At 53.9% G+C, this 24,769-nt stretch carries 25 protein-coding genes and 3 tRNA genes; 8 read left to right on the forward strand and 20 right to left on the reverse strand.

Annotation, left to right across the window (positions count from 1 at the left end):
- The 3 genes from AAIE02_RS09475 to AAIE02_RS09485 form a co-directional block, all read right to left on the reverse strand.
- Positions 1-954, reverse strand: a complete 954-nt coding sequence (locus AAIE02_RS09475) for an ABC transporter permease (RefSeq protein ID WP_498532426.1) — start codon at positions 952-954, stop codon at positions 1-3.
- A 58-nt stretch (positions 955-1,012) separates the two neighbouring features.
- The gene (locus AAIE02_RS09480; RefSeq protein ID WP_498532427.1) at positions 1,013-2,602 is read right to left on the reverse strand and encodes an ABC transporter substrate-binding protein; all 1,590 of its coding nucleotides are present in this window, start codon (positions 2,600-2,602) and stop codon (positions 1,013-1,015) included.
- A gap of 233 nt (positions 2,603-2,835) precedes the next feature.
- On the reverse strand, positions 2,836-3,987 hold the full coding sequence (locus AAIE02_RS09485; protein WP_008453853.1) for a methyl-accepting chemotaxis protein: 1,152 nt from the start codon (positions 3,985-3,987) through the stop codon (positions 2,836-2,838).
- Between the two features lie 322 nt (positions 3,988-4,309).
- Between AAIE02_RS09485 and yecR the strand changes: the two genes are divergently transcribed.
- From yecR to AAIE02_RS09500, 3 genes are all read left to right on the forward strand, one after another.
- Complete coding sequence (yecR, locus tag AAIE02_RS09490; protein WP_034807343.1) at positions 4,310-4,669, forward strand: YecR family lipoprotein; 360 nt, start codon at positions 4,310-4,312, stop codon at positions 4,667-4,669.
- A gap of 140 nt (positions 4,670-4,809) precedes the next feature.
- A complete protein-coding gene (locus tag AAIE02_RS09495; protein WP_498532428.1) occupies positions 4,810-6,084 on the forward strand; it encodes an MFS transporter in 1,275 nt (424 codons plus the stop codon).
- Positions 6,084-6,521, forward strand: coding sequence for a DUF3574 domain-containing protein (locus AAIE02_RS09500; RefSeq protein ID WP_166991550.1), 438 nt, complete (start codon positions 6,084-6,086; stop codon positions 6,519-6,521). The genes AAIE02_RS09495 and AAIE02_RS09500 overlap by 1 nt, the downstream gene beginning before the upstream one ends.
- A 46-nt stretch (positions 6,522-6,567) precedes the next feature.
- Here the strand turns inward: AAIE02_RS09500 and AAIE02_RS09505 are convergent, their stop codons facing one another.
- Positions 6,568-7,749: a NupC/NupG family nucleoside CNT transporter gene (locus AAIE02_RS09505; RefSeq protein WP_008453845.1), complete on the reverse strand. Its 1,182-nt coding sequence runs from the start codon at positions 7,747-7,749 to the stop codon at positions 6,568-6,570.
- A gap of 350 nt (positions 7,750-8,099) precedes the next feature.
- On the opposite strand from AAIE02_RS09505, the gene ftnA reads away from it, so the two are divergent.
- On the forward strand, positions 8,100-8,597 hold the full coding sequence (ftnA, locus tag AAIE02_RS09510) for a non-heme ferritin (protein ID WP_498532429.1): 498 nt from the start codon (positions 8,100-8,102) through the stop codon (positions 8,595-8,597).
- 42 nt (positions 8,598-8,639) lie between these two features.
- On the opposite strand, the gene AAIE02_RS09515 is transcribed toward ftnA, so the two are convergent.
- The 8 genes from AAIE02_RS09515 to uvrY form a co-directional block, all read right to left on the reverse strand.
- Entirely contained in the window at positions 8,640-9,215 is a 576-nt protein-coding gene (locus tag AAIE02_RS09515; protein ID WP_008453841.1) for a UPF0149 family protein, read from the reverse strand.
- A 73-nt stretch (positions 9,216-9,288) separates the two neighbouring features.
- Positions 9,289-10,032: an alpha/beta hydrolase gene (locus tag AAIE02_RS09520; protein WP_498532430.1), complete on the reverse strand. Its 744-nt coding sequence runs from the start codon at positions 10,030-10,032 to the stop codon at positions 9,289-9,291.
- Between the two features lie 122 nt (positions 10,033-10,154).
- Positions 10,155-10,240, reverse strand: a tRNA-Leu gene (locus AAIE02_RS09525).
- Positions 10,241-10,252: 12 nt separating this feature from the next.
- Positions 10,253-10,326: transfer RNA gene (locus AAIE02_RS09530), tRNA-Cys, on the reverse strand.
- A 49-nt stretch (positions 10,327-10,375) separates the two neighbouring features.
- Positions 10,376-10,451, reverse strand: a tRNA-Gly gene (locus AAIE02_RS09535).
- A 167-nt stretch (positions 10,452-10,618) separates the two neighbouring features.
- The gene (pgsA, locus tag AAIE02_RS09540; RefSeq protein WP_008453839.1) at positions 10,619-11,167 is read right to left on the reverse strand and encodes a CDP-diacylglycerol--glycerol-3-phosphate 3-phosphatidyltransferase; all 549 of its coding nucleotides are present in this window, start codon (positions 11,165-11,167) and stop codon (positions 10,619-10,621) included.
- A 57-nt stretch (positions 11,168-11,224) separates the two neighbouring features.
- Complete coding sequence (gene uvrC / locus AAIE02_RS09545) at positions 11,225-13,057, reverse strand: excinuclease ABC subunit UvrC (protein WP_498532431.1); 1,833 nt, start codon at positions 13,055-13,057, stop codon at positions 11,225-11,227.
- Entirely contained in the window at positions 13,050-13,706 is a 657-nt protein-coding gene (uvrY, locus tag AAIE02_RS09550; RefSeq protein WP_008453836.1) for a UvrY/SirA/GacA family response regulator transcription factor, read from the reverse strand. The genes uvrC and uvrY overlap by 8 nt, the downstream gene beginning before the upstream one ends.
- Before the next feature lie 482 nt (positions 13,707-14,188).
- Between uvrY and AAIE02_RS09555 the strand changes: the two genes are divergently transcribed.
- The gene (locus AAIE02_RS09555; RefSeq protein WP_008453834.1) at positions 14,189-14,413 is read left to right on the forward strand and encodes a DUF2594 family protein; all 225 of its coding nucleotides are present in this window, start codon (positions 14,189-14,191) and stop codon (positions 14,411-14,413) included.
- A gap of 68 nt (positions 14,414-14,481) precedes the next feature.
- Here AAIE02_RS09555 and sdiA read toward each other — a convergent pair whose 3' ends face one another.
- A complete protein-coding gene (gene sdiA, locus AAIE02_RS09560; RefSeq protein WP_008453832.1) occupies positions 14,482-15,204 on the reverse strand; it encodes a quorum-sensing transcriptional regulator SdiA in 723 nt (240 codons plus the stop codon).
- 153 nt (positions 15,205-15,357) lie between these two features.
- On the opposite strand from sdiA, the gene AAIE02_RS09565 reads away from it, so the two are divergent.
- The gene (locus AAIE02_RS09565) at positions 15,358-16,719 is read left to right on the forward strand and encodes a CoA transferase (RefSeq protein ID WP_498532432.1); all 1,362 of its coding nucleotides are present in this window, start codon (positions 15,358-15,360) and stop codon (positions 16,717-16,719) included.
- A 19-nt stretch (positions 16,720-16,738) separates the two neighbouring features.
- On the opposite strand, the gene tcyN is transcribed toward AAIE02_RS09565, so the two are convergent.
- The 6 genes from tcyN to fliA form a co-directional block, all read right to left on the reverse strand.
- Positions 16,739-17,491, reverse strand: coding sequence for an L-cystine ABC transporter ATP-binding protein TcyN (gene tcyN, locus AAIE02_RS09570; RefSeq protein WP_008453828.1), 753 nt, complete (start codon positions 17,489-17,491; stop codon positions 16,739-16,741).
- Entirely contained in the window at positions 17,488-18,156 is a 669-nt protein-coding gene (gene tcyL / locus AAIE02_RS09575) for a cystine ABC transporter permease (RefSeq protein ID WP_008453825.1), read from the reverse strand. Before tcyL ends, tcyN begins: the two co-directional genes overlap by 4 nt.
- Positions 18,157-18,189: 33 nt before the next feature.
- Positions 18,190-19,176: a D-cysteine desulfhydrase gene (gene dcyD, locus AAIE02_RS09580; protein WP_008453823.1), complete on the reverse strand. Its 987-nt coding sequence runs from the start codon at positions 19,174-19,176 to the stop codon at positions 18,190-18,192.
- Between the two features lie 118 nt (positions 19,177-19,294).
- On the reverse strand, positions 19,295-20,095 hold the full coding sequence (gene tcyJ, locus AAIE02_RS09585; protein WP_498532433.1) for a cystine ABC transporter substrate-binding protein: 801 nt from the start codon (positions 20,093-20,095) through the stop codon (positions 19,295-19,297).
- Between the two features lie 85 nt (positions 20,096-20,180).
- Positions 20,181-20,726: a flagella biosynthesis regulatory protein FliZ gene (fliZ, locus tag AAIE02_RS09590; protein ID WP_008453818.1), complete on the reverse strand. Its 546-nt coding sequence runs from the start codon at positions 20,724-20,726 to the stop codon at positions 20,181-20,183.
- A 38-nt stretch (positions 20,727-20,764) separates the two neighbouring features.
- Positions 20,765-21,484: an RNA polymerase sigma factor FliA gene (gene fliA, locus AAIE02_RS09595; RefSeq protein ID WP_008453816.1), complete on the reverse strand. Its 720-nt coding sequence runs from the start codon at positions 21,482-21,484 to the stop codon at positions 20,765-20,767.
- Between the two features lie 387 nt (positions 21,485-21,871).
- On the opposite strand from fliA, the gene AAIE02_RS09600 reads away from it, so the two are divergent.
- Positions 21,872-22,828, forward strand: coding sequence for an ATP-grasp domain-containing protein (locus AAIE02_RS09600; RefSeq protein ID WP_498532434.1), 957 nt, complete (start codon positions 21,872-21,874; stop codon positions 22,826-22,828).
- A 4-nt stretch (positions 22,829-22,832) separates the two neighbouring features.
- The gene (locus AAIE02_RS09605; protein ID WP_498532435.1) at positions 22,833-23,549 is read left to right on the forward strand and encodes a class I SAM-dependent methyltransferase; all 717 of its coding nucleotides are present in this window, start codon (positions 22,833-22,835) and stop codon (positions 23,547-23,549) included.
- A 72-nt stretch (positions 23,550-23,621) separates the two neighbouring features.
- Here the strand turns inward: AAIE02_RS09605 and AAIE02_RS09610 are convergent, their stop codons facing one another.
- The gene (locus AAIE02_RS09610) at positions 23,622-24,749 is read right to left on the reverse strand and encodes a DegT/DnrJ/EryC1/StrS family aminotransferase (RefSeq protein WP_336818045.1); all 1,128 of its coding nucleotides are present in this window, start codon (positions 24,747-24,749) and stop codon (positions 23,622-23,624) included.
- Positions 24,750-24,769: the final 20 nt, after the last annotated feature.

Consider the following 24,769-nt stretch of genomic DNA (forward strand, 5'->3'; position numbering starts at 1 on the left):
TTACCTCAGCGCCTTAATGCGCGGGTCCGCCACGCGATACAGAAGATCGGCCAGCAGATTCCCCACAATCAGCATCAACGCTGAGAGCAGAATAATGGCCATGATCAGCGGGTAGTCGAGGGAGGTGATGGCCTGGATCCCCAGCAGCCCCATACCCGGCCAGGAAAAGACGCTTTCCGTCACGTAGGCGCCCACCACCAGCTCGCCAAAAGAGAGGCCAAACAGCGTGATCACCGGCAGCAGCACGTTCTTCAGCACATGCCGGAACAGAATAGTGCGCCGGGTTGCCCCGAAGGCCAGCTGGGTTTGCACATAGTCGGCGGACAGCTGGCTAATGGTGTTCGAGCGGATGTAGCGCACATAGCTGGAGAGGTTGTAAAACGTCAGCGCGATGCAGGGCAGAATGCCGTGACGAATCACATCGAGCCAGGAGTCCTCCGCGCCGATGGTTCGCATCCCCATGCTCGGCAGCCAGTTCAGCTGCACCGAAAACACGGTAATCAGCAGGATGCCAAACCAGAAGATCGGCACCGAGATCCCGACGTAAGCGAACAGGTTCAGAACATGGTCGAGCCAGCGGTGTTTGTACGCCCCCGCCAGTAGCCCCAGCGGGATCGCCAGCAGGATAGCTAACAACAAGGACGCGCCCATCAGGCCAAGCGTGGCCGGGATACGCTCACCGATCATCGTCAGCACCGGACGGTGGTAAATCAGGGAGTAGCCGAGATCGCCCTGCAGCAGATTTTTCAGCCACAGCAGGTACTGCACTGGCAGCGGCTTATCCAGCCCCATGCTCTGGCGGATGCGTTCGATATCCTCCGGGCTCATGCGCGGGGTGATATACGCCTGCACAGGATCGCCGGGGGCCAGCTTCACCAGTAAAAAAGAGACCAGCGAGATAAAAAGCAGCATCGGGAGCAGCTGCAGTAAGCGCCGGAAAAGAAGGTTATTCATAGTTTCGCCTTCCTCCGCCCGCCCGGCACAAACCGGCCGGGCGGAGGATCACTCATTGTTATTGTTGATAAATTTTCGACAGATCCTGGAACATATACACGGGCTTAGGCTCGGCTTCTTGCGTGCCGCCAAAACGTTTGTCCACCGCCACAACCGCGTTGGTGTAGGCAATCGGGTACCAGGCCATATCGCTGGCGACGGTTTGCTGGATCTGCTTGTAGATAGCCGCGCGCTTCGCCGCATCCGTTTCCGTTGCGCCCTGCTCCCACAGCGCATCAAACGCCGGGTTTTTATAGTGCGCGTAGTTATAGGCTTCGTTGCTCATATACAGCGACTTATAGCCGTCCGGCTCAGCGCCCATGATGTAACCGCCCAGGCTTAGTTCATAGGTCGTGTTTTTCATGTCCTGACTGCGCTGGGACATCGCGTTCGCATCCAGCGGCAGCAGTTCAACGTTGATGCCTATCGCCTTCAGCTGCTGCTGAATGTACAGCCCCATGCTTTCCTGGGTTTTATTGCTGTTGATGTAGGCCAGGCGCAGCTTCACGCCCTCCGGCTGCCCGGACGCTTTGAACAACGCTTTGGCTTTATCGAGATCGAACTTGTACGGTTCCACATCGCTGGTCTGGTAGAGGGTATCCGGGGTCAGAATAGAAGCCGCAGGTTTGGCGTAATCGAGAGAGGTGAACGCCGTTTGCACAAGGTCATCTTTATTCAGCGCGTAGGCGATGGCCTGACGAAGATCTTTGCTCTTCATGCTGTCAACGTTCTGGTTGAAAGTCATGTAGGCCAGGCGGCCTTCCGGGTAAATAACAAAATCAAACTTGCCGGTGGCTTTCAGGCGCGAAACATCCTGCGGATCGACCATCTTGAGATTGATCTCACCGTTCTGCAGCGCGAGGTTGGCAGAGTTAGCGTCCTTTGCAAAGCGGTAGGTGACCGAGTCGAGTTTCGGTTTACCGTTCCAGTAATCATCAAACCGCGTCAGGGCGTAGTACTGACCCGCCCGGTACTCTTTGAACTTGAACGGACCGGAGCCGACGGGCGCATCATTGCGGGTGCTCTTTTCCAGATCGCCTGCTTCGCTGCCGAAGATATGCTGTGGGATCGGGAAGATTTGCACCAGCGTACCGGCAAAGGCGGCGCTGACCTGAGGCAGCGTAAATTTAACCGTGAGCGGATCCACTTTGCTCACGCTCAGGGGCTGGTTGCCATAAACAAACATGCTGCGGAAGAAGCTATGCTGCTTTTCATCCAGCAGTTTATTAAAGGTGAACACCACGTCATCGGCGGTAATCGGCTGCCCATCCTGCCATTTCAGGTCAGGCTTGAGTTTCAGCGTCCAGGTGAGGTTGTCGGCTGACGGCGTCAGGCTTTCCGCCAGGCCCCATTCGATCTTGTCGCCGTTGTAGCTGTACAGCGGCGAGTAAAACGCCTGCATGATGGTTAACGTAGTCCGATCGCTGGCGTACAGCGGGTTCATGGCCAGCGGATCGCCGGAGGTGATGCCGATTATCAGGCTGCCGCCCTGCTGCGATTCTTTTGCCGGGGCGGGGGCCGCCGCGGTCTCTTTTTTAGCGTCATCACAGCCGCTTAAGGCCAGGGCCAGCGCGGCGACCAGCGCCGACAATACCAGAGGTTTACGCATTGCTTCAGAAACTCCTTGCTCAATAAGAGCCCGCATAGTGCGACACTCGCGATCGCTTGTAAATGTTCCTAAAAAGCATAAGCTTAGCCGATTTTTAACTATCCGCACGGTGCCTGACGCCAATGCCTGCGGGGAATATTATTTCCCCCATCTGCGTCACATATTTTTGTTTCCGCGCCTGTTTAAGACGTAAAAAAAGCAGCCCGGAGGCTGCTTTGTCACATGCGTGGTTCTCAGACTGCGTTAAGCCGGAACATTGCCACCGCGTCATGCAGGTGGTGCGCCTGTTTCTCCAGTTCAACGGAAGAGAGCACCGACTTCTGGACCAGATTCACGTTCTGCTGCGTCACGCTGTCCATTTCCCGAACGGCGATCCCGACCTGCCCGATGCCCTGACTTTGCTCGAGGGACGCGCTGGCAATCTCCCCCATGATGTCATTCACCTGCTTTACGGCGCGGAGGATCTCATCCATTGCCTCCCCCGCTTTACGCACCTGCTGCGACCCGGTGTGAATATTACTGACCGAATCGTTGAGCAGGGTTTCAATCTCTTTTGCGGCCCCGGCGCTTCTGCTGGCCAGATTACGTACCTCGCTGGCGACGACCGCAAAGCCTTTGCCCTGCTCTCCCGCTCTTGCCGCCTCCACCGCGGCATTTAGCGCCAGAATGTTGGTCTGGAACGCAATGCTGTTAATCACCGTGGTGATATCGACAATTTTGTTCGCGCTGCTGGCAATCACATCCATGGTCTTCACTACCTGCTTCACCGAATCCCCGCCGTTTACCGCAGTGTTGGTGGCATTCTGCGCGAGGTGGCTGGCGTGATTTGCATTGTCGGCGTTCAGCTTCACCGTGCTGTTCAGCTGCGCCATGCTGGCGCTGGTCTGCTCCAGCGCGGCGGCCTGTTGCTCCGAACGGGATGACAGGTCAGTGTTAACCCCGGACACTTCGGTGGCGTTGGTGCGAATAGCCTCGGCGCTGTCCCGGATGCGGCTCACCGCCCTTTGCCAGTTTTCCTGCATTTTTTGAATCGGCGGCACCATCAGGCCAATACAGTTGCGCCCCAAATCCGGCAGCGTGGCAGCCAGTTCTCCCTGCGCCAGGACGTGCATGTGGTGGCGGATCGTATTAACCGGCTTTACCAGGCAAAACCACAGGTAGCGTTCTGTAAAAATGACGATCGCAATGCTGATAGCAATGGAGATAATCAGCATCCGTTGGGCCGTGTTAATCCACGTGAGCTGATCCGGGCTCAGCGCAAGCTGTTGCTTGAGGTTATGTAATAGCCATAGCGTCGCGCCCGCCACGCAGATCCATGCCAGCGTGGAAAAGATTTGTATCAGCACCACCATCGCGCGAATTTTAATATTGCGAACAATGTTCATTTTTTGGTTCCCCGGTAAAAAATAAAATGCACTTCCTGTGCGGCTTTAGCGACGCGCGTCCTGATTTATTCCCTCGTATACCTGCATAAGTGAAATTAAATCGCGCCGTAGCGCTATTGTCGGCACGGTTCAGCAAAACTTGACGCGTTTTTGATCAAAAAATCGCCGCGTATTTTGTGGGGAATTTACGTTAGGTAAAAAGTTTTTATTTCGTAATTTGAATTAAGGGTTATTTAAAATTCGAAATTTATGGAATTTACGGCCCGCCTAATCGAACAGGCTTTTCTGCCCGCCACGCGTGCTACCATGAAGGCGGTTAAGTATGAGGTATGAATCAACGATGAAGCGCATTTATCTGGCCGTTACCGCCCTGTTACTGAGCGGATGCACCGTAAGCAAAACACCTGTTCCGCTCAATGCCAATGAGCCTGCCGGTGTTGTTCGCCTCGCCTATAGCCTGCCGCCGCTGCAAACGGCCAAAGTGGATAAATTCCTCGCCCAGTCCACGGCATCGCGTCAGTGCCAGCAATGGGGCTATGCCAGCGCACTCCCTTACGGCAGCGATATCAAGACCTGTACCACCTACAGCGGCACCCTTTGCCTGAACACCCAGGTGGTGCTGGAATACCAGTGCCGCGGCGTGACCGGCCCACAGTATGCGGGCGTCACCAGCAACTGGTAATTTACCAGTACTCCCCTATTTTTAGAGACAACTGTACAAAGAGAAGCCTGACGCCAATGTAACCCGTTCCTGACGATAAATATCTCGCGCTGCCGTTTTCCCACGGCGGCTTGACTCTATTTTTTCATCAGGAACTTAACATGCTTCTTCTATTGCTACGCGCCCTGCGCCAGCACCGCTGGTTCACGCTGCTCGGACTGGCGCTGCTGTTTTCTTCTGTGGGTAACGGCCTGACTTACGTTCTGGTCTTCAGTCAGCTGTTAAACAGTCACGCTACCCCCGCCTGGCTTTCTCTTGCTTACGTCCTCTCACTTGCGCCCGGCTTACCTGCCAGCTTTGCTGGCGTGTGGTTATTAAGGCGCTGGCCGGCGTTTTCTGTGCTGCTTCTCGGCGAAGTTTTCGGTCTTACAGGGCTGCTTCTGCCGTGCCTTGCGCTGTGGAATGAACACCCAGGCTTGCTGTTGTTAAGCCAGGCCGCCGCCGCTTTTAGCACCGGCCTGACGGTGCCGGCCTTAAGTCAGCTTTTCAAACAAGGTTTATCTAAAGCGCTAATGCCCGCCGCCGCAGGCGTTGAAACGCTGGTGTTTGCCGCCAACGTTATCTTCGGCGTGGGGCTTGGGACATTATTATATGGCCACGTCAGCCTCTGGCTGATGCTGCTGCTGGATGCAATCAGTTTCATCGTTGCCATAGGGCTGCTCTGGTACGCCTCGGCGGCCTTTGTTATGAAGGCAAAAGAAGACAGCGCCCCAGACGAAAGCGAGGAGTTTAGCTGGCAGAACGTTACCCCGGAGCAAAAGCGCAGCCTGTTGCTGTTGCCCAGCCTTGCGCTGGTCGGCGCCCCCGTGATGGCTTTGCTCCCGGCGCTGGCTCCTGCGTTGCCGGGTGATAACGCGGCCAATGGCCTGGCGCTGCTGTTTGCCCGTAGCGCTGGGCAACTGCTCGCCCCGCTCCTGCTCAGCGAAAAACAGGTGCGCAACCGGGCGGGTAAAAGCTTCCCGCTAATGCTGGCGCTGCTGCTTTTTACTTTGTGTTATTTCGCCGTGGGTTACTCGGGCACTTTGTGGCTGGCGGTGCCGCTGATCGTTATCGCTCATTTGTTCAGTAACTGGTTCTATCTGGTCGCCACGCTCAACGTGATGGACAGTTTCCCTGGCCCGCAGGTTGGCGCCGCTATGGCGGCAACCTGGCGACTGCAGCTCGGCATTACGTTAGTCGTCCCGCTGGTCACGGGAACGATTGCCGGATACTTCCCGGCGCAGTGGGTGCTGCCCTGCAGCGGCATCTGCGGGATTATTATTGCCCTATTGATGCTCGGCGACTTGCGAAAAGTGCGGAATTGTAATTTTATATCGCGGCGGAATCATTCCGCATTTAATTTTAATAATGATGATGACAGCAAGACAGGTGGATAATGGTATTTTATAAAGCAACACTGGCCGGGGCATTAGCTCTGGCTCTGACGGGCTGCGTCACGCCAGCGAAAACCACATCGGCGGTTACCGCCCCGGCTAAACAGTGCCAGGCAGGCGATCAGATGACGCAAACCACGCTCTATTTCGGCATCAGCCGCCCATCCGGCGCGGAAATTACCGCCAATGAATGGCGCAGCTTCGTGGATAAAGACGTGACCCCGCGTTTCCGCGAAGGGCTGACCGAATATGACGCCAAAGGCCAGTGGCTGAATGCTAAGGGTGAAGTGACCCACGAACCGAGCAAGGCGATCATGCTGATTCGCGGCAGCGATGCGGAGAGCAGCAAAAAGGTAGACGAACTGCGCTCTATCTATAAAACTCGCTTTGCGCAGGAATCCGTGATGCGCGTTGACCAGCCGGTCTGCGCCGCGTTCTGATGATTTTGCGTTAAAGAAACGGCGGGGAAACCCGCCGTTTTTATTTTTACAGAACCAGCCCGGCAAACGCCGCGGACAGCAGGCTGACCAGCGTCGCGCCGTACACCAGGCGCAGGCCAAAGCGAGACACCACGTTCCCCTGCTTTTCGTTCAGCCCTTTAATAGCCCCGGCCACAATCCCGATGGAAGCAAAGTTAGCGAAGGACACCAGGAAGACCGACAGGATCCCCAGCCCGCGCGGCGACAGCGTCGCCATGATCTTCTGCAGCTCAATCATAGCCACAAATTCGTTCGCCACCAGCTTGGTCGCCATAATGCCGGCCGCTTTCAGCGCATCCGCCTGAGGAATACCCACCAGCCAGGCAAACGGATAGAAAACGTAGCCCAGAATTTGCTGGAAGCTCAGACCGAAGACGGTCGCGAACAGCGCATTAATGGCGCTGATAAGCGCGATAAAACCAATCAGCATCGCCAGAATAATCATCGCCACTTTGAAACCTGCGAGGATGTATTCCCCCAGCATTTCAAAGAAGCTTTGGGATTCGTGCAGCTTCTCAAGCTTGATTTCTGGCTCAGCGCCCGGGCGGGTCGGGTTAATGATCGACAGGATAATGAACGTGCTGAACATATTCAGGATCAGCGCCGCAACCACATACTTCGGCTCCAGCATCGTCATGTAGGCCCCGACGATGGACAGCGAAACCGTGGACATCGCCGTTGCGGCCATGGTGAACAGGCGGCGAGAGCTAAGATCGCCCAGCACGCCTTTGTAGGCGATGAAGTTTTCGGACTGTCCCAGAATCAGCGAGCTCACGGCGTTGAATGATTCCAGTTTGCCCATGCCGTTCACTTTAGAAAGCAGCGTACCGACAATGCGAATAATAATAGGCAGAATGCGGAAGTGCTGCAGGATCCCGATCAGCGCCGAGATAAAGATGATCGGGCACAGCACGCCGAGGAAGATAAAGGCCAGGCCCGCTTTGCTCATGCCGCCAAAGACGAAGTCGCTGCCCTGCCCGGCGAAGGTCAGAAGGTGGCCAAAGAAACCGGACACGCCGTTAATCACCCACAAGCCGCTGTCGGAGTGCAGGAAGAAGAACGCCAGCAGGCCTTCAATGACGACAAGTTGTAACAAATAGCGGATGCGGATGGTTTTACGATCGAAGCTCACCAGCCACGCCAGTCCCATGATGACAAAAAGTGCGAGAAGAAAATGAAGAATATTCATGTGCAGTCTAATTTTGAAAGAAACGTATTTAGCCACAGCTCCCGCGTCAGGTAAATGGCGGGCATAAGAATATTTAGCCATAAGATTTTCCAATGACAACATAGGCTTACTCTTAGCATGGTTAACATTTTGCGAGGCTAAATATGACTAATTCATGACACGTTATTTGGCAATAAAATAGCGAAGCGGAACAAGATTAATTCTCATTATTAATTCATTTTGTCACAAATAAAATAATAGTAACAACCATTCTCATTACACTAATATAATTAACAATTTCTTTGCATTATGGAAAATTAATAATTAAAGTAGCGCCATATTAACGCCCCTCAAAAAATATGGAGCCTGTGATGCTGAAGACGGAAATGATTGAAAAACTGAACGAGCAGATGAACCTTGAACTCTACTCCTCCCTGCTTTACCAGCAGATGAGCGCCTGGTGCAGCTATCACAGCTTCGAAGGGGCTGCCGCGTTCCTGCGCCGCCACGCTCAGGAAGAGATGGAGCACATGCAGCGTCTGTTTGCATATTTAAGTGATACCGGGAGCATGCCGCGTATTAACGCCATTCAGTCCCCGTATTTAGAATACGCTTCACTGGACGAATTATTTAAAGCGACCTACGAGCACGAGCAGTTAATTACGCGTCAGATTAATGCTCTGGCCCATTCCGCAATGACCTCTCAGGATTATCCAACCTTTAATTTCCTGCAGTGGTATGTTGCCGAGCAGCATGAAGAAGAGAAACTGTTTAAATCCGTGCTGGATAAACTCAGCCTGGTGGGCAAAAGCGGCGAAGGCCTTTACTTTGTCGATAAAGAGCTGGCCACGCTGGACGCTCAGGCTTAATTGCCGTTAAGTAGCAGGCCATTGCGGCCTGCTATTTTCATTTTAGTGCAGCGCCCCGCCGTTTCGCTGGCTGTGCCAGTATCCGTATAACGCCAGTGCCGCAGGTTTAATCGCCTCAATGCTCGCCAGAAATGCTTCCGGCGTCAGGCTTTCGAACTTCGCTTCATTCTCTTCCAGCCCATGCAGGGCAATCGCCTCCAGCTCTGGCTGAAGTTCTGCCGGCAGCGCAGGCCAGCTTTCCAGTGACACACCGCGCATGTAGCCGTAGCACCACTCTTCCACGATGGTGATTTCGCGGTTATCCACTTCGCTGGTACCAAACAGAGGCTCAAACTGCCCCGGATACTCCGCCAGGCGTTCGGCAATGTCGTTCATATGCTGGAACACCAGTACGCTAAAGCGCGTCAGCTCTTCTTTGCTTTCCCATTCCGGCTCGACATCGCCGCCCCATACCGCCCGCAGCACGGTAGCAGGTTCGGTCACAGTTGGCCCTGACAGCAGCGCCGTGAGCAGCCCATCCAGCTCGGCTACATCAATCACCGAATGCGCGGTGCCGTACTTCAGCAGAATGTCATCCAGCCAGATAATTTCGTCTTCGTTCAGCGGGCCCTGGGTCATTTTTGGCTTCCTCGTCTCGCGTTTTGAATAAAATTTGGCGTAGTGTACCCGTTCTACGCGCGACGAGTCATTTTCATTCCGCTTTCGTCAGGCATTCCACCAATAATTGACAGGTTTTGTCGTAGAGCGAGGGCGTGTGCTGCAGCGCCTGCCAGACGCTGTTGTGGTCGGCACCCGGCACGGTCAGCAAAGCATGTTTGCCCTGCCCCGACGTCGAATCATAAAGCCGGGGCGGGATCTCCGCCGGGATCACCCGGTCTTCAGCCGCAGCGATGACCAGAACATTACCGCAAAACTCAGTCACGGCCTTCCAGGCGTCACTGTCGGCCCAGCTTCGCGGCTGCCGGATAATGGCGGAAAATTCAGGCCCGAAGTTTACCCGGTAAGCCGAAGGGTGATACACGCCCGGCACCATCAGGATAAGGGAACGCAGAGACACGGATTGGCTCAGTTGCAAAGCGTTGTACGCCCCCATGCTGACGCCCATGCAGCCGGTCAGTTGAGAACCTAAATGTTCGGCAACCGCAAGGGCCTGGTCTGTGCGGCTGATTAAAGAAGATTGAGAGAGATCGCCGCCAGTTTCCCCATGCCCGATACAATCAAAAGCCGTGCTGCCAAAACCCAGCTCAGCCATTAAGTGCCGGTACCGAAGGCTCGCCTCGCGGTCTTTTGAACCTCCGTGGATCATCAGGACGTGGCCTTTACTGGCGAAAATGCTGTCAGCCTTGAGCGCGCGGCCCTGGAAAGCGACATCAAATGGGTGTCGGGAGAAAATGTTCATCGTTACCAGATGGAATGCCAGGGAAGGGTTTAGCATGGCATGCTTTTAGCGGAACAGGCAGGATAATTTTCAGAATGGCAAATCGCAGGCAATAAAAAACCACCCGAAGGTGGTTTACACGACACTGCTTATCATTGATTTTATTCTTTTTATTCCCATGGTACCCGGAGCGGGACTTGAACCCGCACAGCCATAAGCCGAGGGATTTTAAATCCCTTGTGTCTACCGATTTCACCATCCGGGCTCGGGAAGAAATTGGAGGCGCGTTCCGGAGTCGAACCGGACTAGACGGATTTGCAATCCGCTACATAACCGCTTTGCTAACGCGCCAAAATCTTTTGCCTTTTCAGGCGGCAACAGAAAGTCTATTACCTGAATTTGGAGCGGGAAACGAGACTCGAACTCGCGACCCCGACCTTGGCAAGGTCGTGCTCTACCAACTGAGCTATTCCCGCTTTTTGTACTAGTGACTGTTGGTGGCTATTAAGCTAATCACTTGATTTTATTATCTTCCGGCAAACCTTGCTGCCTTTCGATGCGTTGCATTCTACTTACCTGACGCAATGAGTCAATGAAATTTTCTAACACCACGAATCGTTTGCTGAATTTTGCGTCGGATAGATCACGGTTCGAGCAAATCACCGCGTGCCGCGGCCAAATATTGGAACATTGACCAGAACGTTAGCACCGCCGCAACGAAGAAAAGCGCGATACCGGTGTACTCAATCCACATGTTTGGCCGCCAAAGCATGCCAATCAGCGCCAACATTTGCGCCATTGTTTTGGTTTTACCGATCCAGGAAACCGCCACACGGCTGCGCTTACCAATCTCCGCCATCCATTCACGCAGCGCGGAAATAATGATCTCGCGGGCGATCATCGTGGCCGCAGGCAAGGTCACCCACCAGGCGTGATAATGCTCTACCACCAGCACCAGCGCCACCACCACCATCACCTTATCGGCAACGGGATCAAGGAATGCGCCGAAGCGGGTACTTTGGTTCCAGCGACGCGCGAGAAAACCGTCAAACCAATCGGTGATGGCCGCCAGCCAAAAAATGAAAGCACAAAGGAAAGGTGCCCAGTTGAACGGCAGATAAAACGCCAGCACAAAGAACGGGATAAGGATGACACGAAACAGCGTGAGCAGTGTTGGGATATTGAATCGCATAGTGCCAGTTAACTATCTGTCATAAGTGGAAATTGTCTCTATGTTGCTACAGAGCCCTTAATGTTTCAACGAGTAGTAGATCTTTTCTGCCAATGCCTGCGAGATGCCCGGCACTTTTGCTATCTCCTCGATGGAGGCGTTGATTAACGGTTGCAATCCGCCCATATACTTCAGCAGCATCTGACGGCGCTTTGGCCCGATGCCTTCAATCGTCTCCAGCGAACTGGTGCTTTTCACCTTCGCTCGTTTTTTACGGTGGCCGGAGATCGCATGATCGTGTGAATCATCGCGAATGTGTTGGATCACATGCAGCGCCGGAGAATCCGGCGATAAAGAGAACCCCTCACCTTCCGGCTCAAAGAACAATGTTTCCAGCCCGGCTTTGCGGTCGCTGCCTTTGGCCACGCCCAACAATAAAGGATGGTGTTTATCCCAGGGCACGTCCAGCTCGGCAAACACCGCCTTCGCCTGCCCCAACTGCCCCTTCCCGCCGTCGATCAGGATCACGTCCGGGATTTTGCTCTCTTCTATTGCTTTACCGTAGCGGCGGCGCAGCACCTGATTCATGGCGGCGTAGTCGTCCCCCGGCGTAATACCGGTAATATTGTAGCGGCGGTATTCCGCCCGAAGCGGGCCGTTACTGTCGAACACCACGCAGGAAGCGACGGTTTGCTCCCCCATCGTATGGCTGATATCAAAACACTCCATCCGCTTCACTTCAGGAAGTTTTAGCACTTCGGCCAGCGCTTTCAGGCGCTGCTGGATGGTGGATTGCTGTGAAAGTTTTGTCACCAGCGCCGTTGCCGCGTTGGTGCGGGCAAGCTTCAGGTAACGCGCCCGATCCCCGCGAGGTTTAGTCTGCACATTCACTTTACGCCCGGCCAGCTCGCTCAACGAATCCGCCAGCAGAGATTTGTCCGCCAGCGCGAAGTCGAGCAGGATTTCAGACGGCAGCGTGCGCATCTGGCTGCCCTGGAGATAGAACTGCCCGACAAACGTCTCCACCACTTCGCTAAGTTCGGTGCCTGCCGGGACTTTCGGGAAGTAGCTGCGGCTGCCCAATACTTTGCCCTGGCGAATGAACAAGACGTGCACGCAGGCCATACCCGCATCAAAGGAGACACCAATCACGTCCAGATCGTCGCCGGTGTTGGAGACAAACTGTTTTTCGGTAATACGTCGGACCGCCTGAATCTGATCGCGGATCCTCGCGGCCTCTTCAAATTCAAGATTTTTGCTCGCCGCTTCCATGCGGGAAATAAGCTGCGTCAGCACCTGGTCGTCCTTCCCGGCTAAAAACAGGCGAACATAGCCCACCTGCCGGGCATAGTCTTCTTCTGTGACCAGGCCTGAAACACAGGGGCCAAGACAGCGGCCGATTTGATACTGAAGACAAGGCCGCGAGCGGTTGCGGTACACGCTGTTTTCACACTGGCGAACCGGAAAGACTTTTTGCAGCAGCGCCAGCGTTTCCCGCACCGCATAGCCGTTAGGAAACGGGCCAAAGTATTCTCCCTTCGCGTGCTTCGCGCCGCGGTGCATCGCCAGCCGCGGATGGCTGTCGGCGCTCAGGAAGATAAAGGGATAGGATTTATCGTCTCGCAGCAGCACGTTGTAGCGCGGCTGATAGAGCTTGATGTAATTGTGCTCCAGCAGCAAAGCCTCGGTTTCCGTGTGGGTCACCGTGACATCAATGTGCTGGATCAACGCCACCAGCGCCTCAGTTTTACGGCTGGCAAGATTCGTGCGGAAATAGCTGGAGAGGCGTTTCTTCAGGTCTTTAGCTTTGCCGACATAGATAACCGTGCCGCCGGCATCGTACATGCGGTAGACGCCGGGCTGGCTGGTTACCGTCTTGAGAAAAGCCCGGGAATCAAAAGGTTCACTCACTGCTGATTAACGTCTCCGCATTGAATAACCCGTGGCGAATCGCCAGGTGCGTCAGCTCCACGTCCCCGCTGATATTCAGTTTACTAAACATGCGGTAGCGGTAACTGTTCACCGTTTTAGGGCTGAGATTAAGCTGCTCAGAGATCTCATTGACCTTCTGGCCTTTGGTGATCATCAGCATAATCTGTAATTCACGCTCAGACAAACTGGCAAAGGGGGATTCTGCCTCGGGTGCAATCTGGCTTAAGGCCATCTGTTGGGCAATGTCGGAGGCGATGTAACGCTGGCCCGCATTAACGGAACGAATGGCATTTACCACGTCCTGAGGCGCTGCGCCTTTACTTAGATACCCTGCTGCACCGGCCTGCATGACTTTGGCAGGCAGCGGGTTCTCAGTGTGGATAGTCAACATGATAACTTTGATATCTGAAGAGTAGCGGGCAATTTTACGGGTGGCTTCCAGGCCACCTATCCCCGGCATATTCATATCCATTAACACGACATCGACCGGGTTACTGCGGCACCATTTGATGGCATCCTCACCGCAGTTCACTTCACCCGAGACTTTGATGCCTTTAATCTCTTCCAGAATGCGTCGTATCCCTGCGCGCACCAGTTCGTGGTCATCAACAAGAAGAACGTTGATCAAAGGGCTATTCTCCAGAAAGGGATAACGCTGCTGATAGCTAATTGGCCATATATTAACGTTTTTCCGGCAACATTAAAATCCAAATTGCGGTCAGCACATTCTGTTAACACTTAAGAAGAATATATCTTTACTTTCAGATCTGTTTCTGCGGCACACCTCAACATTCTAAACACCGTGTTCAGGCGATTATTCTCTGATTAAAAAACAGCTAATTATCAAAATGCGACCATCATCAAGAATAAAATCCTTCTTCTCTCTCTTTATTTAACGTTAGTTAAACGAGAGCGAAACAATTTTTTTTAATTCTCATCGCTTCCTGCGGGAATAACCCTGAGCAAGGGTTGTTTATTACCATAAACATTCAGATGCATTCTCATTCGTCGAACATGAATAATTCTGATGAATGTTATGGTATACTCCGCCGCCTTATGAATATCACTGTGCATAATGGCAGCGTACAAACTAAGCATTGAGGAAAGTAAATGAGCACTCCAGATTTTTCCACCGCCGAAAACACCCGTGAACTGGCACAAGAAGTCACCTGTCTGAAGACGCTGTTAACCCTGATGCTGCAGGCTATGGGCCAGGCCGATGCGGGCCGCGTTATCCTGAAAATGGAAAAGCAGATCGCTCAACTGGAAGACCCAACTCAGGCTGAAGTATTCAGCAATACCGTTAAGCAAATTAAACAGGCTTACCGTCAATAAGCCGGGGCGGCTGGCAGAATCCGGGTTCGCCAGCCGTCAGCACCTGACGCAACACTTGCCCTCCAGGTTCAGATAATCCCCATCGCCGCCGCATAGCAGGCTATCTGCGTCTTGTTTGGCGCGTTGAATTTCTTTTGCATATTCTTCTGATGGAAGTTCACCGTGTTCTCAGAAATGGACAGGATAATCGCAATTTCTGCCGACGTTTTCCCTTCGCCGGTCCACTGAAGAATCTCTCTTTCGCGCTTGCTGAGCTTCATGTCAATCATCTCGACCGACGGATCGTCCAGCCGATTTAACGTCGCCATACTCAGCTCGGCAAGGTAGCTCAGCCGCAGCCCAAGTTCATCTTCCGACACAAGTTCCTTGCGAACGCCAGAGCGTGAAACAGAGAGAAAACCCGCCGTACGATTAGGGGCCATCACGCAATGTGTGCGACCGGTCGCCAGACCGTGATCGCGCGCGGCATCCCAAAGCTCACGAGATTCAGCAAACAGGGCATCGCTCCAGATTATTTCACCCCGCATGAAATTAGACTGTTTCAATACCGGGTCAATGGCAAAATAGTTTTCAGTCACGTACCACTCCAGCCATTTTTGCGGATAAGAACTCTGCAATGATAATTTAGGCCGCGTAAAAGGCACCGGGTGCCGAACACACAGCGAAAAATAATCAAACTCGAGGCGCTGAGTTTGTTGTTGAACTAAAGTTTGTAATTCGCTGGCTTCAGTAATTGACAGGAAAAGTTCGAGCGCTTCCCGTCGCCAGCTAAAAAAGTTACGTTCCAGCATTATATCTGGCGTCTCTCCTGGCGCTAAAAAGTATTTCATTAATAGAATGTAATAAGCTAACACATTTATTAAACTAATTAATGTGATTTATGGTTTTTCCGCCATAATTCTTCGGTTTTTACATATGTCAGGAAAAATTTACTGGAGCTCTGTATGGTTAAATCTTCGTTTTCCCTCCTCTTCGGATCAATGGTCCGGGATCTGGGGCTGGAAATCGCTCAGCCGTCAGTGGCCGTGACGGGTCAAGGTGAGCTCAGTTCCCGTTTTCCTGTGACCGAATTCGCCACCGCCAGCCTGGCGACGGCGGGTTGTGCCCTGAGAGCGCTGCTTGCTCGCCCGGATGCGCCGCTTTATATAGACCAGCGGCTGGCCTCATACTGGTTTTCAAGCAGCCATTTCCCCGTGAACCGCGCTCCTGCCGCGCTGTGGGATGAATTTGCCGGGGATTATGCCACTCGGGACGGCTGGATCCGCCTGCATACCAACGCGCCGCATCATCGCCAGGCAATGGAAAGCATCCTGGGTGTGAGCAAGGATAAATCTGCGCTCGCCCAGCGAGTTACCGCGTGGGGAAAAACTGAGCTTGAAGCGGCGATCGTTGCCGCAGGTGGATGCGCGGCAGCGATGTTAAGCCACGACGAATGGCTGAAGCATCCTCATGGGAAAACCGTTGCGGCAGAGCCATTGTTCTGGCAGCAACGCCATGCCGAAGCCCCTCGCCCTGCATTAGCATTGCCACCAGCCCGCCCGCTGGCAGGCCTCCGCGTGCTGGATCTCACTCGTATTATTGCTGGCCCGGTTGCCACCCGATTTTTGGCCGGTCTTGGGGCGCAGGTGCTGCGCCTTGATCCCCCTGAATGGGAAGAGCCGACGCTGGTTGAGGAAGTTACTCTCGGGAAAAAATGCGCGAGGCTCGACCTCAGATCTGCCGAAGGCAGAGAGCGGTTCAAGGCCCTGCTCGCCGATGCCGATGTGCTGGTGCATGGCTACCGGGCGGATGCTCTGGAAGCCCTGGGTTTTGATGCCGAAACCCGACAGCAGCGCTCTCCCGGTCTGATAGACGTGTCGCTCAACGCCTGGGGATGGCACGGGCCGTGGCGTAACCGCCGTGGTTTCGACAGCCTGGTCCAGATGTCCAGCGGTATCGCCGACGCGGGCATGCACTGGAAAAATACCGGGCGGCCTCACCCGCTCCCCGTTCAGGCACTGGATCACGCCACGGGTTACCTGCTTGCCGCTGCAGTGCTAAAAGGCCTCCAGGTCCGACATGAGCAGCGTCAGGGCTACAGCGCACGCCTGTCGCTCGCCCGAACGGCCGCTTTATTAATGTCTTGCCGGGCAGGAGGTCAATCAGCGCTTGCCGCTATCGGCCCGCATGATTACCAGCCGACGATGGAGTGGTCTGCCTTTGGGCTGGGAAACCGGTTGAAGTTCCCGCTGTGGCTGGCAGGCACGCCGGTTATCTGGGGCACACCACCGGCGGCACTCGGCTCCGCGAAAGCCGCCTGGGGGTGAAACCAGGCCTGCCTCGCGGTTACTGGGTCAAAAATTTCTCCAGAAATTGCCGCGTGCGCGGCTGCTGTGGGCTGGCGAAAAGCGCTTTTGCCGGCCCCTGCTCCACAATCTTGCCCTGATCCATGAATATTGCCCGGTCGGCCACATCCCGGGCGAAGCTCATTTCATGGGTCACAATGACCATGGTGCGTTTCTCATTCGCCAGCTGGCGAATAGTATTCAGCACTTCTCCCACCAGCTCAGGATCGAGCGCCGAAGTCGGTTCATCAAACAAAATAACTTCTGGCCGCATGGCCAACGCACGGGCAATCGCCACCCGCTGCTGCTGCCCGCCTGACAGGCGACGTGGGTAGCTGTTCTCTTTCCCGCTTAAGCCCACCTTCTCCAGCAGCTCGCGCGCCCGGACAATGGCTTCTGCTTTCGGCTCGCCCTTAACGATGACCGGGCCTTCAATAATATTTTCCAGCACCGTGCGGTGTGGAAAAAGATTGAAGCTCTGGAACACAAACCCCACCTGCTGGCGCAGCGCACGAATTTTCTCTTTCTGCTTTGCCAGAGACTGTCCGGCATCAATCGTGATATTCCCCACCTGAATCGTGCCGCTGTCCGGCTCTTCCAGCAGGTTAATACTGCGCAATAGCGTGGTTTTTCCTGAGCCGCTTGGGCCGATGATCGCCACCACTTCGCCAGGTTTAACGTCCAGATCTATGCCGTGCAGCACCGTCTGCCCGTGGAATTTTTTCACCAGTTTTTTAACGTCAATGGCGCTCATTTCGGCTCCCTGTCCTGGCGATTAAGCTGGTTTTCAAAATAGTTTTGCAGCGTGGAGAGCACCGTCGCCATCACCCAATACACCAGGGATGCGGCGAGATACATGGTGAACACTTCCAGCGTGCGGGAGGTGATCAGCTGCGCCTGGCGGAACAGCTCCGGCACCTGAATGGTGGCCGCCAGCGAGGTGTCCTTGACCAGGCTGATAAAGCTGTTCCCCAGCGGCGGCAGCGCCACGCGGGCCGACTGCGGCAGAATCGCGCGGCGCAGCGTTTGCCAGCGAGTCATCCCGATACTGGCCGCCGCTTCCCACTGGCCTTTATCAATAGAGGCAATGGCCGCCCGAAGGGTTTCAGAGGCGTAAGCCGCCGTGTTTAACGACAGGCCAATCATCGCCGACGGGATAGGATCCAGCTCAATGCCAAACTGCGGCAGCCCGTAATAAATCATAAACAGCTGAGCGATAAGCGGCGTCCCGCGGAAAATGGAAACATAAAAACGCGACAGCAGCGAAAAAGGCCAAAACGCCGACAGGCGCATCAGCGCCAGCATAAACCCGAGGATCAGGCCAAAAAACATCCCGCCGATACTCAGCTGGAGCGTGAAAACCGCCCCTTTTAGCAGATACGGTGCTGAGTCCAGCACCAGTTGCAAACTTTCTTGCATGGTGATTCCTGATGATTAAGACCAGACCGCGTCTTACAGATGCGGATGGTAGGCAAACAGCGCCGGCGCTCCGCCGGTATGAATAAAGGCAATGGGCCCCTGATCCTTAAATCTTTTTTGCGCCACGCCGTCAATAAGCCCGGCCATCGCTTTGCCGGTGTAGACCGGGTCAAGCAGGATGCCTTCAAGTCTGGCCAGCAGCTTCACCGCTTCCATCCCCTCTTCATTCGGCGTGCCGTAGCCTGGCGCGAAATAGTCATCCCACAGAATAATTTCGCTGGTCGCGCTAACCTCAAGCGACTTCGCCACGGCCTGCTGCAGGGCGACAACTTTGGGTTTTTGCTGCGCCACGGTTCTGGACACAGTGACGCCAATCAGCTCTACGTCCGGCATCAACTGCTCAAGGCCGACCGCCAGACCAGCATGCGTCCCCGCACTGCCGGAGGCAACCACCACGGATGACAGGTTCACGGCGTTCTCACACTGCTGAGCAATTTCCAGCGCGCTTTCAACATACCCTAGCGCACCTAACGCATTAGAGCCGCCGACCGGAATAACATAAGGCCGGAATCCCTGCGCTTCCAGACGCGTAGCCACCGCTTCCAGCTGCTTATCCGGGGCGTTCAGCGCCTCGCACATTTCAACTTCGACATTGAAAAGATCGACCAGCAGACGGTTGCCGTTGGTCAGGTAGTTTTCGGCTTTTGTCCCGATAGGGTTTTCAAGCAGCGCCACGCAATGTAGCCCAAGCTTTGCCGCCACCGCCGCCGTCTGGCGAACGTGGTTAGACTGGATAGCGCCTGCAGTGACCAGCGTATCGGCCCCTTCCCGCAGCGCATCCGCCGCCAAAAATTCAAGCTTGCGCAGCTTGTTGCCGCCCATCGCCATCGGCGTCACGTCATCACGTTTAATATAAATTTCACGGCCAAGATAGTCCGAAAAGCGCGGCAAATATTCCAGCGGCGTCGGTGCGCCAATAAATTCCAGACGAGGAAAACGCGTTAGATGATGCAGTGACATAGGGCCTCCTGAGCCGATATCAATATCCAGTTTTATTATGCACCAGAGAGACGGTTTCCTTCTCTGGTGTCAATAAAAAAAGGTGCTGAAATCAGCACCTTTTCACTGTGATACCGCGCTACTTAGTGACGTCCGCCCCGAACCATTTATCGGACAGCTTAGCCAGAGATCCGTCTTTCTGCATTTCAGCGATAGCCGCATCGATGGCTTTCAGCAGATCTTCATTGCCTTTACGCACGGCAACGCCCGCTTCCTGACGGGAGAACGCATCGCCCGCTACCGCCAGCGTATTGTTGGTTTTCTTAACCAGATCCAGCGCGGCGAGGCGGTCGACCAGAATCGCGTCAATACGGCCCACGCGCAGATCCTGATATTTGGTCGGGTCATCATCATAGGTACGGATGTCTACGCCCGGTACGTTTTCACGCAGCCACTGCTCGTAGTTAGTCCCAAGGCCAACGCCCACTTTTTTGCCCTTCAGGTCGGCGGCGGTTTTAATCCCACCTTCGTTGCCCTTCTTCACCAGTGCCTGAATACCGGAGATGGTGTAAGGGGTAGAGAAGTCGTATTTTTTCTTACGTTCGTCGGAAATGGTGACCTGATTAATCACCACATCAATGCGTTTAGAATCTAAAGACGCCAGCATGCCGTCCCATTTGGTCGGCTTCAGCGCGGCTTTAACCCCCAGGTGCTGAGCCAGTTGCTCGGCAAATTCGACTTCAAAGCCGGTCAGCTTGCCGTCATTGCCCTGGAAGCTGAACGGCGGATAAGTGCCTTCCAGCCCCACCAGCAGCGTGCCGCGCTCTTTGACTTTATTCAGAAGATTTTCTGCCGCGAAGGTTTTCACGCTTGCGCCGGCCACCAGAGCAACGGCCAGGACGCCCATCAGCGCCTGACGCCCGATCATTTTTAATTTCATGTTTACCCCGATTATTTACGTTTTTTGTAGTGTAGCGGGCGGCTTCGGGATATATCAAAACCAGTCCGCTACAACTTATGCAAATTTAGTATATATCGGAGGTTGCGCTAATTTCCTGACTCGGGATCGCATGTCCCTGCACCTGGAATTGCCAATATTTGCGTAACGCAATGCGGTAATTATTGGTGCTGGTGCGGGGCAGCCAGGCGTCCAGCGTCTCGTCCAGCAGGCCTTGCAGCGAGCCGGGAAGCGGGACTTTATGCTCACTCAGATGATTACCCAGGCGGCGCAGACGAACCACGTACTCACGGATCGTGCCGTGGCTCATTTCGGTTTGCTCAAACAGATACTGTTTGAAGCCAATAATATCGAAGTAGTTGTTTTGTTCTTTGCAGTGCAAATCACCGCAAAAACGACATAGCGCCATCCACTCTTTCTGCTCGATAAGCCAGGTGGCCTCATCAATAAGCGTATCAAGTTGAGCAATGGTGGCTTTATTGATAATCACCCCGCTGCGCGTGAGCGTGATGCGGTCGAGCAGCTTACTGCAATGTGCACAATGTGTCTGGGTGTGTTTGAAATCTTTGAGATAGCGGCTTAATGGCCGTCTTTTTGACTGCTGCACCGTCATGATAATTCCCAGGTCGTCAGATAATTGTGCGGCACTCCCTACAACTTACCCAGTTTGGTGCGCAAACGCTTGATCGCCTGGCTATGCAACTGGCTCACCCGCGACTCACCCACATCAAGCACCGCACCAATCTCTTTCAGATTCAGCTCTTCCTGGTAATAAAGCGTCAGCACCAGTTGTTCGCGTTCCGGTAAAGCCTCAATGGCTTCCATTACGCGCTGGCGAAGATTGCTGTCCAGTAATTGCTGTAGCGGGTTTGCCTGCTGGTGTTCCTCGGTGACCAGTTCAATGCTATCGCCATGCTCTTCCCGCCACTCGTCATAAGAGAAGAGCTGGCTGTTATTGGTGTCGAGCAACATCTGGCGATACTCTTCGAGCGGGATGTCCAGCCGCTCCGCGACTTCCGTCTCGGTAGCGTTACGCCCCAGCTCTTGCTCCAGTTGACCAATCGCTTGTGCCACACCGCGAGCGTTACGCCTGACGCTTCGCGGCACCCAATCACGGCTGCGCAACTCATCAAGCATCGCCCCACGGATGCGCTGCACCGCGTAGGTAGTAAATGCCGTTCCCTGCAGGGCATCGTAACGTTCGACTGCGTTCAACAACCCGATGCCGCCTGCCTGTAGCAGATCGTCGAGCTCCACACTCGCCGGCAGACGTACCTGCAGGCGCAATGCTTCGTGACGCACAAGCGGTACATAACGCTGCCACAGCGAGTGTTTATCCATTACACCTTCAGCGGTATACAGTGAATTCACGATAAACAGCCCTGCGTTAGTTGAGTTATCGGCATGATTATCCGTTTCTGCAGGGGTTTTAATCGGATGAATAGTGGGTGAAATGGGGGGTTATTTGGAGGTTATGAAGAAATAACCCCCTGGAATTTTAACCATAATGTAAGGCAAAACATGTTCTGGCTTACTTAAAAGTATCAATTGGTTGTTAAATATTAACGTCACATACTATAGCGAAACCGGAGAAATTAAGCCGGAGAATCTATCCTGCAAAAAAAGGATAAAATCATCTGTTATTCCAGGCCTGATCTCTGGCGGGATTATCATACAGTGATAAATATACGCGTCGTTTCTCTGCGGCAAACTTCCCCCTGCCGTCAGGCGAAGCAGATTACAAGACAGGTCATTTACATGAACATTTTAATTACGGCTATAGGGTCAATGTCTGCACCAGCCGTGATAAGTGCGCTGAAACGTGCATCCCACACCGTCATCGGGTGTGATATCTACCCCGAGCAATGGGTGTATGCCTCTCGTCTGGTCGACAATTTTGTTCAGGTTCCGCGTGCAACGAATAGCCAGGCCTTTATCGAAAGTATCAATGCGATTTGCGACCAGCATCGCATTGACGCCATCATCCCACTAACCGATGTTGAAGTAGACACGCTTTCTGATGCCCGGGGTGAACTGTGTTCGTCCGCCATGCTGGCGCTAATGGCAGCAGAATCTATCGCGGTTGCCAGGGATAAGCTAACCTGGAGCCAACAATTTTCCCATAACGAGGCGTTTCTCTCGCTGCCTACTGTCGCCCTCTCTGAGTCCCAAACGCTTTCCTTTGGTTTCCCGGTTATCCTTAAACAGAGGAATGGCCGCAGCAGCGAAGGGCTTCGCCGCGTAGAGACCCAGGCCGAACTGATTGAGCTACGTCAGCGGCTGAACGGCAACGACTGGATTGTCCAGCCGTATCTGCCGGGAGATGTTTACGTCATTGATATTGTCCGGCAGCGCGAGACCGGCGAATGGGCGGCCGTTGCACGCAAAGAGCTGTTGCGCACCGCGAACGGCGCCGGATTAACCGTTGAGATTGTCCAGGATGAGGCACTGCTCGCCAAAGCGGCAGAAGTTGCCCGCCTGCTCGACCTGAACGGCTGCATCAATATTGAATTTATGCGCCATTCCACCGGGGATTACCTGATGGACATCAACCCCCGCTTCTCCGCCGGGGTCGAATTTTCGGTCATGGCAGGCTACGACATGATTACCAATCATCTTCACTGTTTCACCCGCCAGCCTATTCAACCCGCAGTTGCCGTACAAAACGCCGTCTTTACGCGCCACTACGTCGCTGAGAAATCATTCACAGGATAGAGATATGAGCCAAATAACAGAGCCTGAAAAGCTCACCACGGCCGAGGACTGGGACCATAAATGGCAGGGTATTTTCGACCATTACCAAAACGATCTTCGCCACGCCTACTATATTGATGCGGTCAGAAAAAACCGTGAAAAGCGGGTTTTGGAGATTGCTGCCGGTAGCTTTCGCGATATCGTGCAGTTGACGAAGCGTGGCGCAGAGGGCCACGGAATAGACTTTTCGCCGGAATCCGTGAGTCTTGCGAAAAAGCTTTATCCTTCCCTGCAGGATCGTTTTTCCGTGATGAATGCCTTCGAGCTGCAGTACCCGGACAAGCATTTTGACATCAGTTACCACAATGGGTTTTGGGGGCTATTTGCGGATGAGGATATCCAAAAAATGGCGCTTGAGCAGGCTCGTATCACTCGCGGCAGAATGATCGTCACGGTACATAACGCCCATAATCAGTCATTTGCTGATTACTTTAACGTGAAAAAAGGGACCGACTCGCTGTTTAACATCCGCTTCTTTACCGTCGAACAGATGCAGGAAATCCTCGGCAAAGTCGCCCGCAAAGTTACCATTATCCCGGTCGGCAAAGGCAAAAAAACGCACGAAGACTGGCTAATACGCCACGGCCTGCATAATCCACTATTGATTAACGGCATGTTCAAATTGTCCGGCCAGCGCTACCTTGAGCGCAGCGAGCGCTTGATGTGTATCGCCGAGCTATAACGACACCGTCGAAGAAGAAAAAAGGGCCTTGTCGCAAGACAAAGCCCTTTTTTATTCCCGCCAATCACCCAGTCAGGCGGCAACGCTTTGCCCCTGAGCAATCCGCCTGACTGCCGTAATAATACGCTGTTGCTCTTCTCCCTCGAGATCTGGGAATATCGGCAAACACAGCACCTTGTTAGCCAGGTCGTTGGCTACCGGCAGATGCTCCGCGGCGGAGGACGGTAAATGCCGGTACATGGCGAAGGAGCTGATGAGCGGATAGAAATAGCGCCGGGTATAAATCCCCTCTTCTTTTAACGCGTCATAAAGTGCGTCGCGGCTCACCGGGAACCGTTCATCTATCAGCACGGGATAGTAAGCGTGGTTCCACTCGTAATCGCTTCTCTGGGTATAAAACTCAAGGCCAGGAATATCGGCCAGACCTTCACAGTAGCGCTGATAAATGTCGGCCCGGGCGCTTAAGGCGCCGTCAATATGCTGGAGCTGCAGCAGGCCAAACGCCGCCTGCACTTCATTCATTTTCGCGTTAATGCCCGGCGCAATTACCGTGGTTTCGTCGGCAAAACCGAAGTTTTTCAGGTAATCAATGCGTTTTTTGGTTCTGGCATCCGGGCAGATAATCGCCCCGCCTTCGATGGTATTAAACACTTTGGTGGCGTGGAAACTCAGGATAGACAAATCACCGCAGTTCAGGATGCTGCTGCCGTTCTGCTTCACACCAAAGGCGTGGGCCGCGTCGTAAATAACTTTGAGGCCATAGGTGTCGGCGATACGTTGAATTTTATCCACGTCGCAGGGAATACCATAACAGTGCACCGGCATAATGGCCGTAGTTTGTGGGGTGATAAGCGCCTCAATCGCGTCGGCGTTAATATTGAACGTCTGCGGATCAATATCAGCAAAGACCGGCGTCAGGCCATTCCATAAGAGGCTGTGCGATGTCGCCACAAATGAGTAAGGCGTGGTTATCACTTCGCCGCTCAGCCGCAGCGTCTGGAAAGCGGTCAGCAACGCCAGCGTGCCGTTAGAAAACAGCGAAAGATATTTTACGCCCAGATAATCGGCCAGCGCCTGCTCAAGCTGCTGATGAAATGGCCCGTTGTTGGTCAGGTGCCTGTTCCCCCAGATTTGCTCGAGATAAGGAACAAATTCCTCCAGGGGCGGAAGCAGAGGGCTGGTAACAAAAATATTTTTCATAGTACACCTCGGTGTGAAAC

This window comes from Cedecea sp. Ae19-4, from assembly GCF_059801165.1.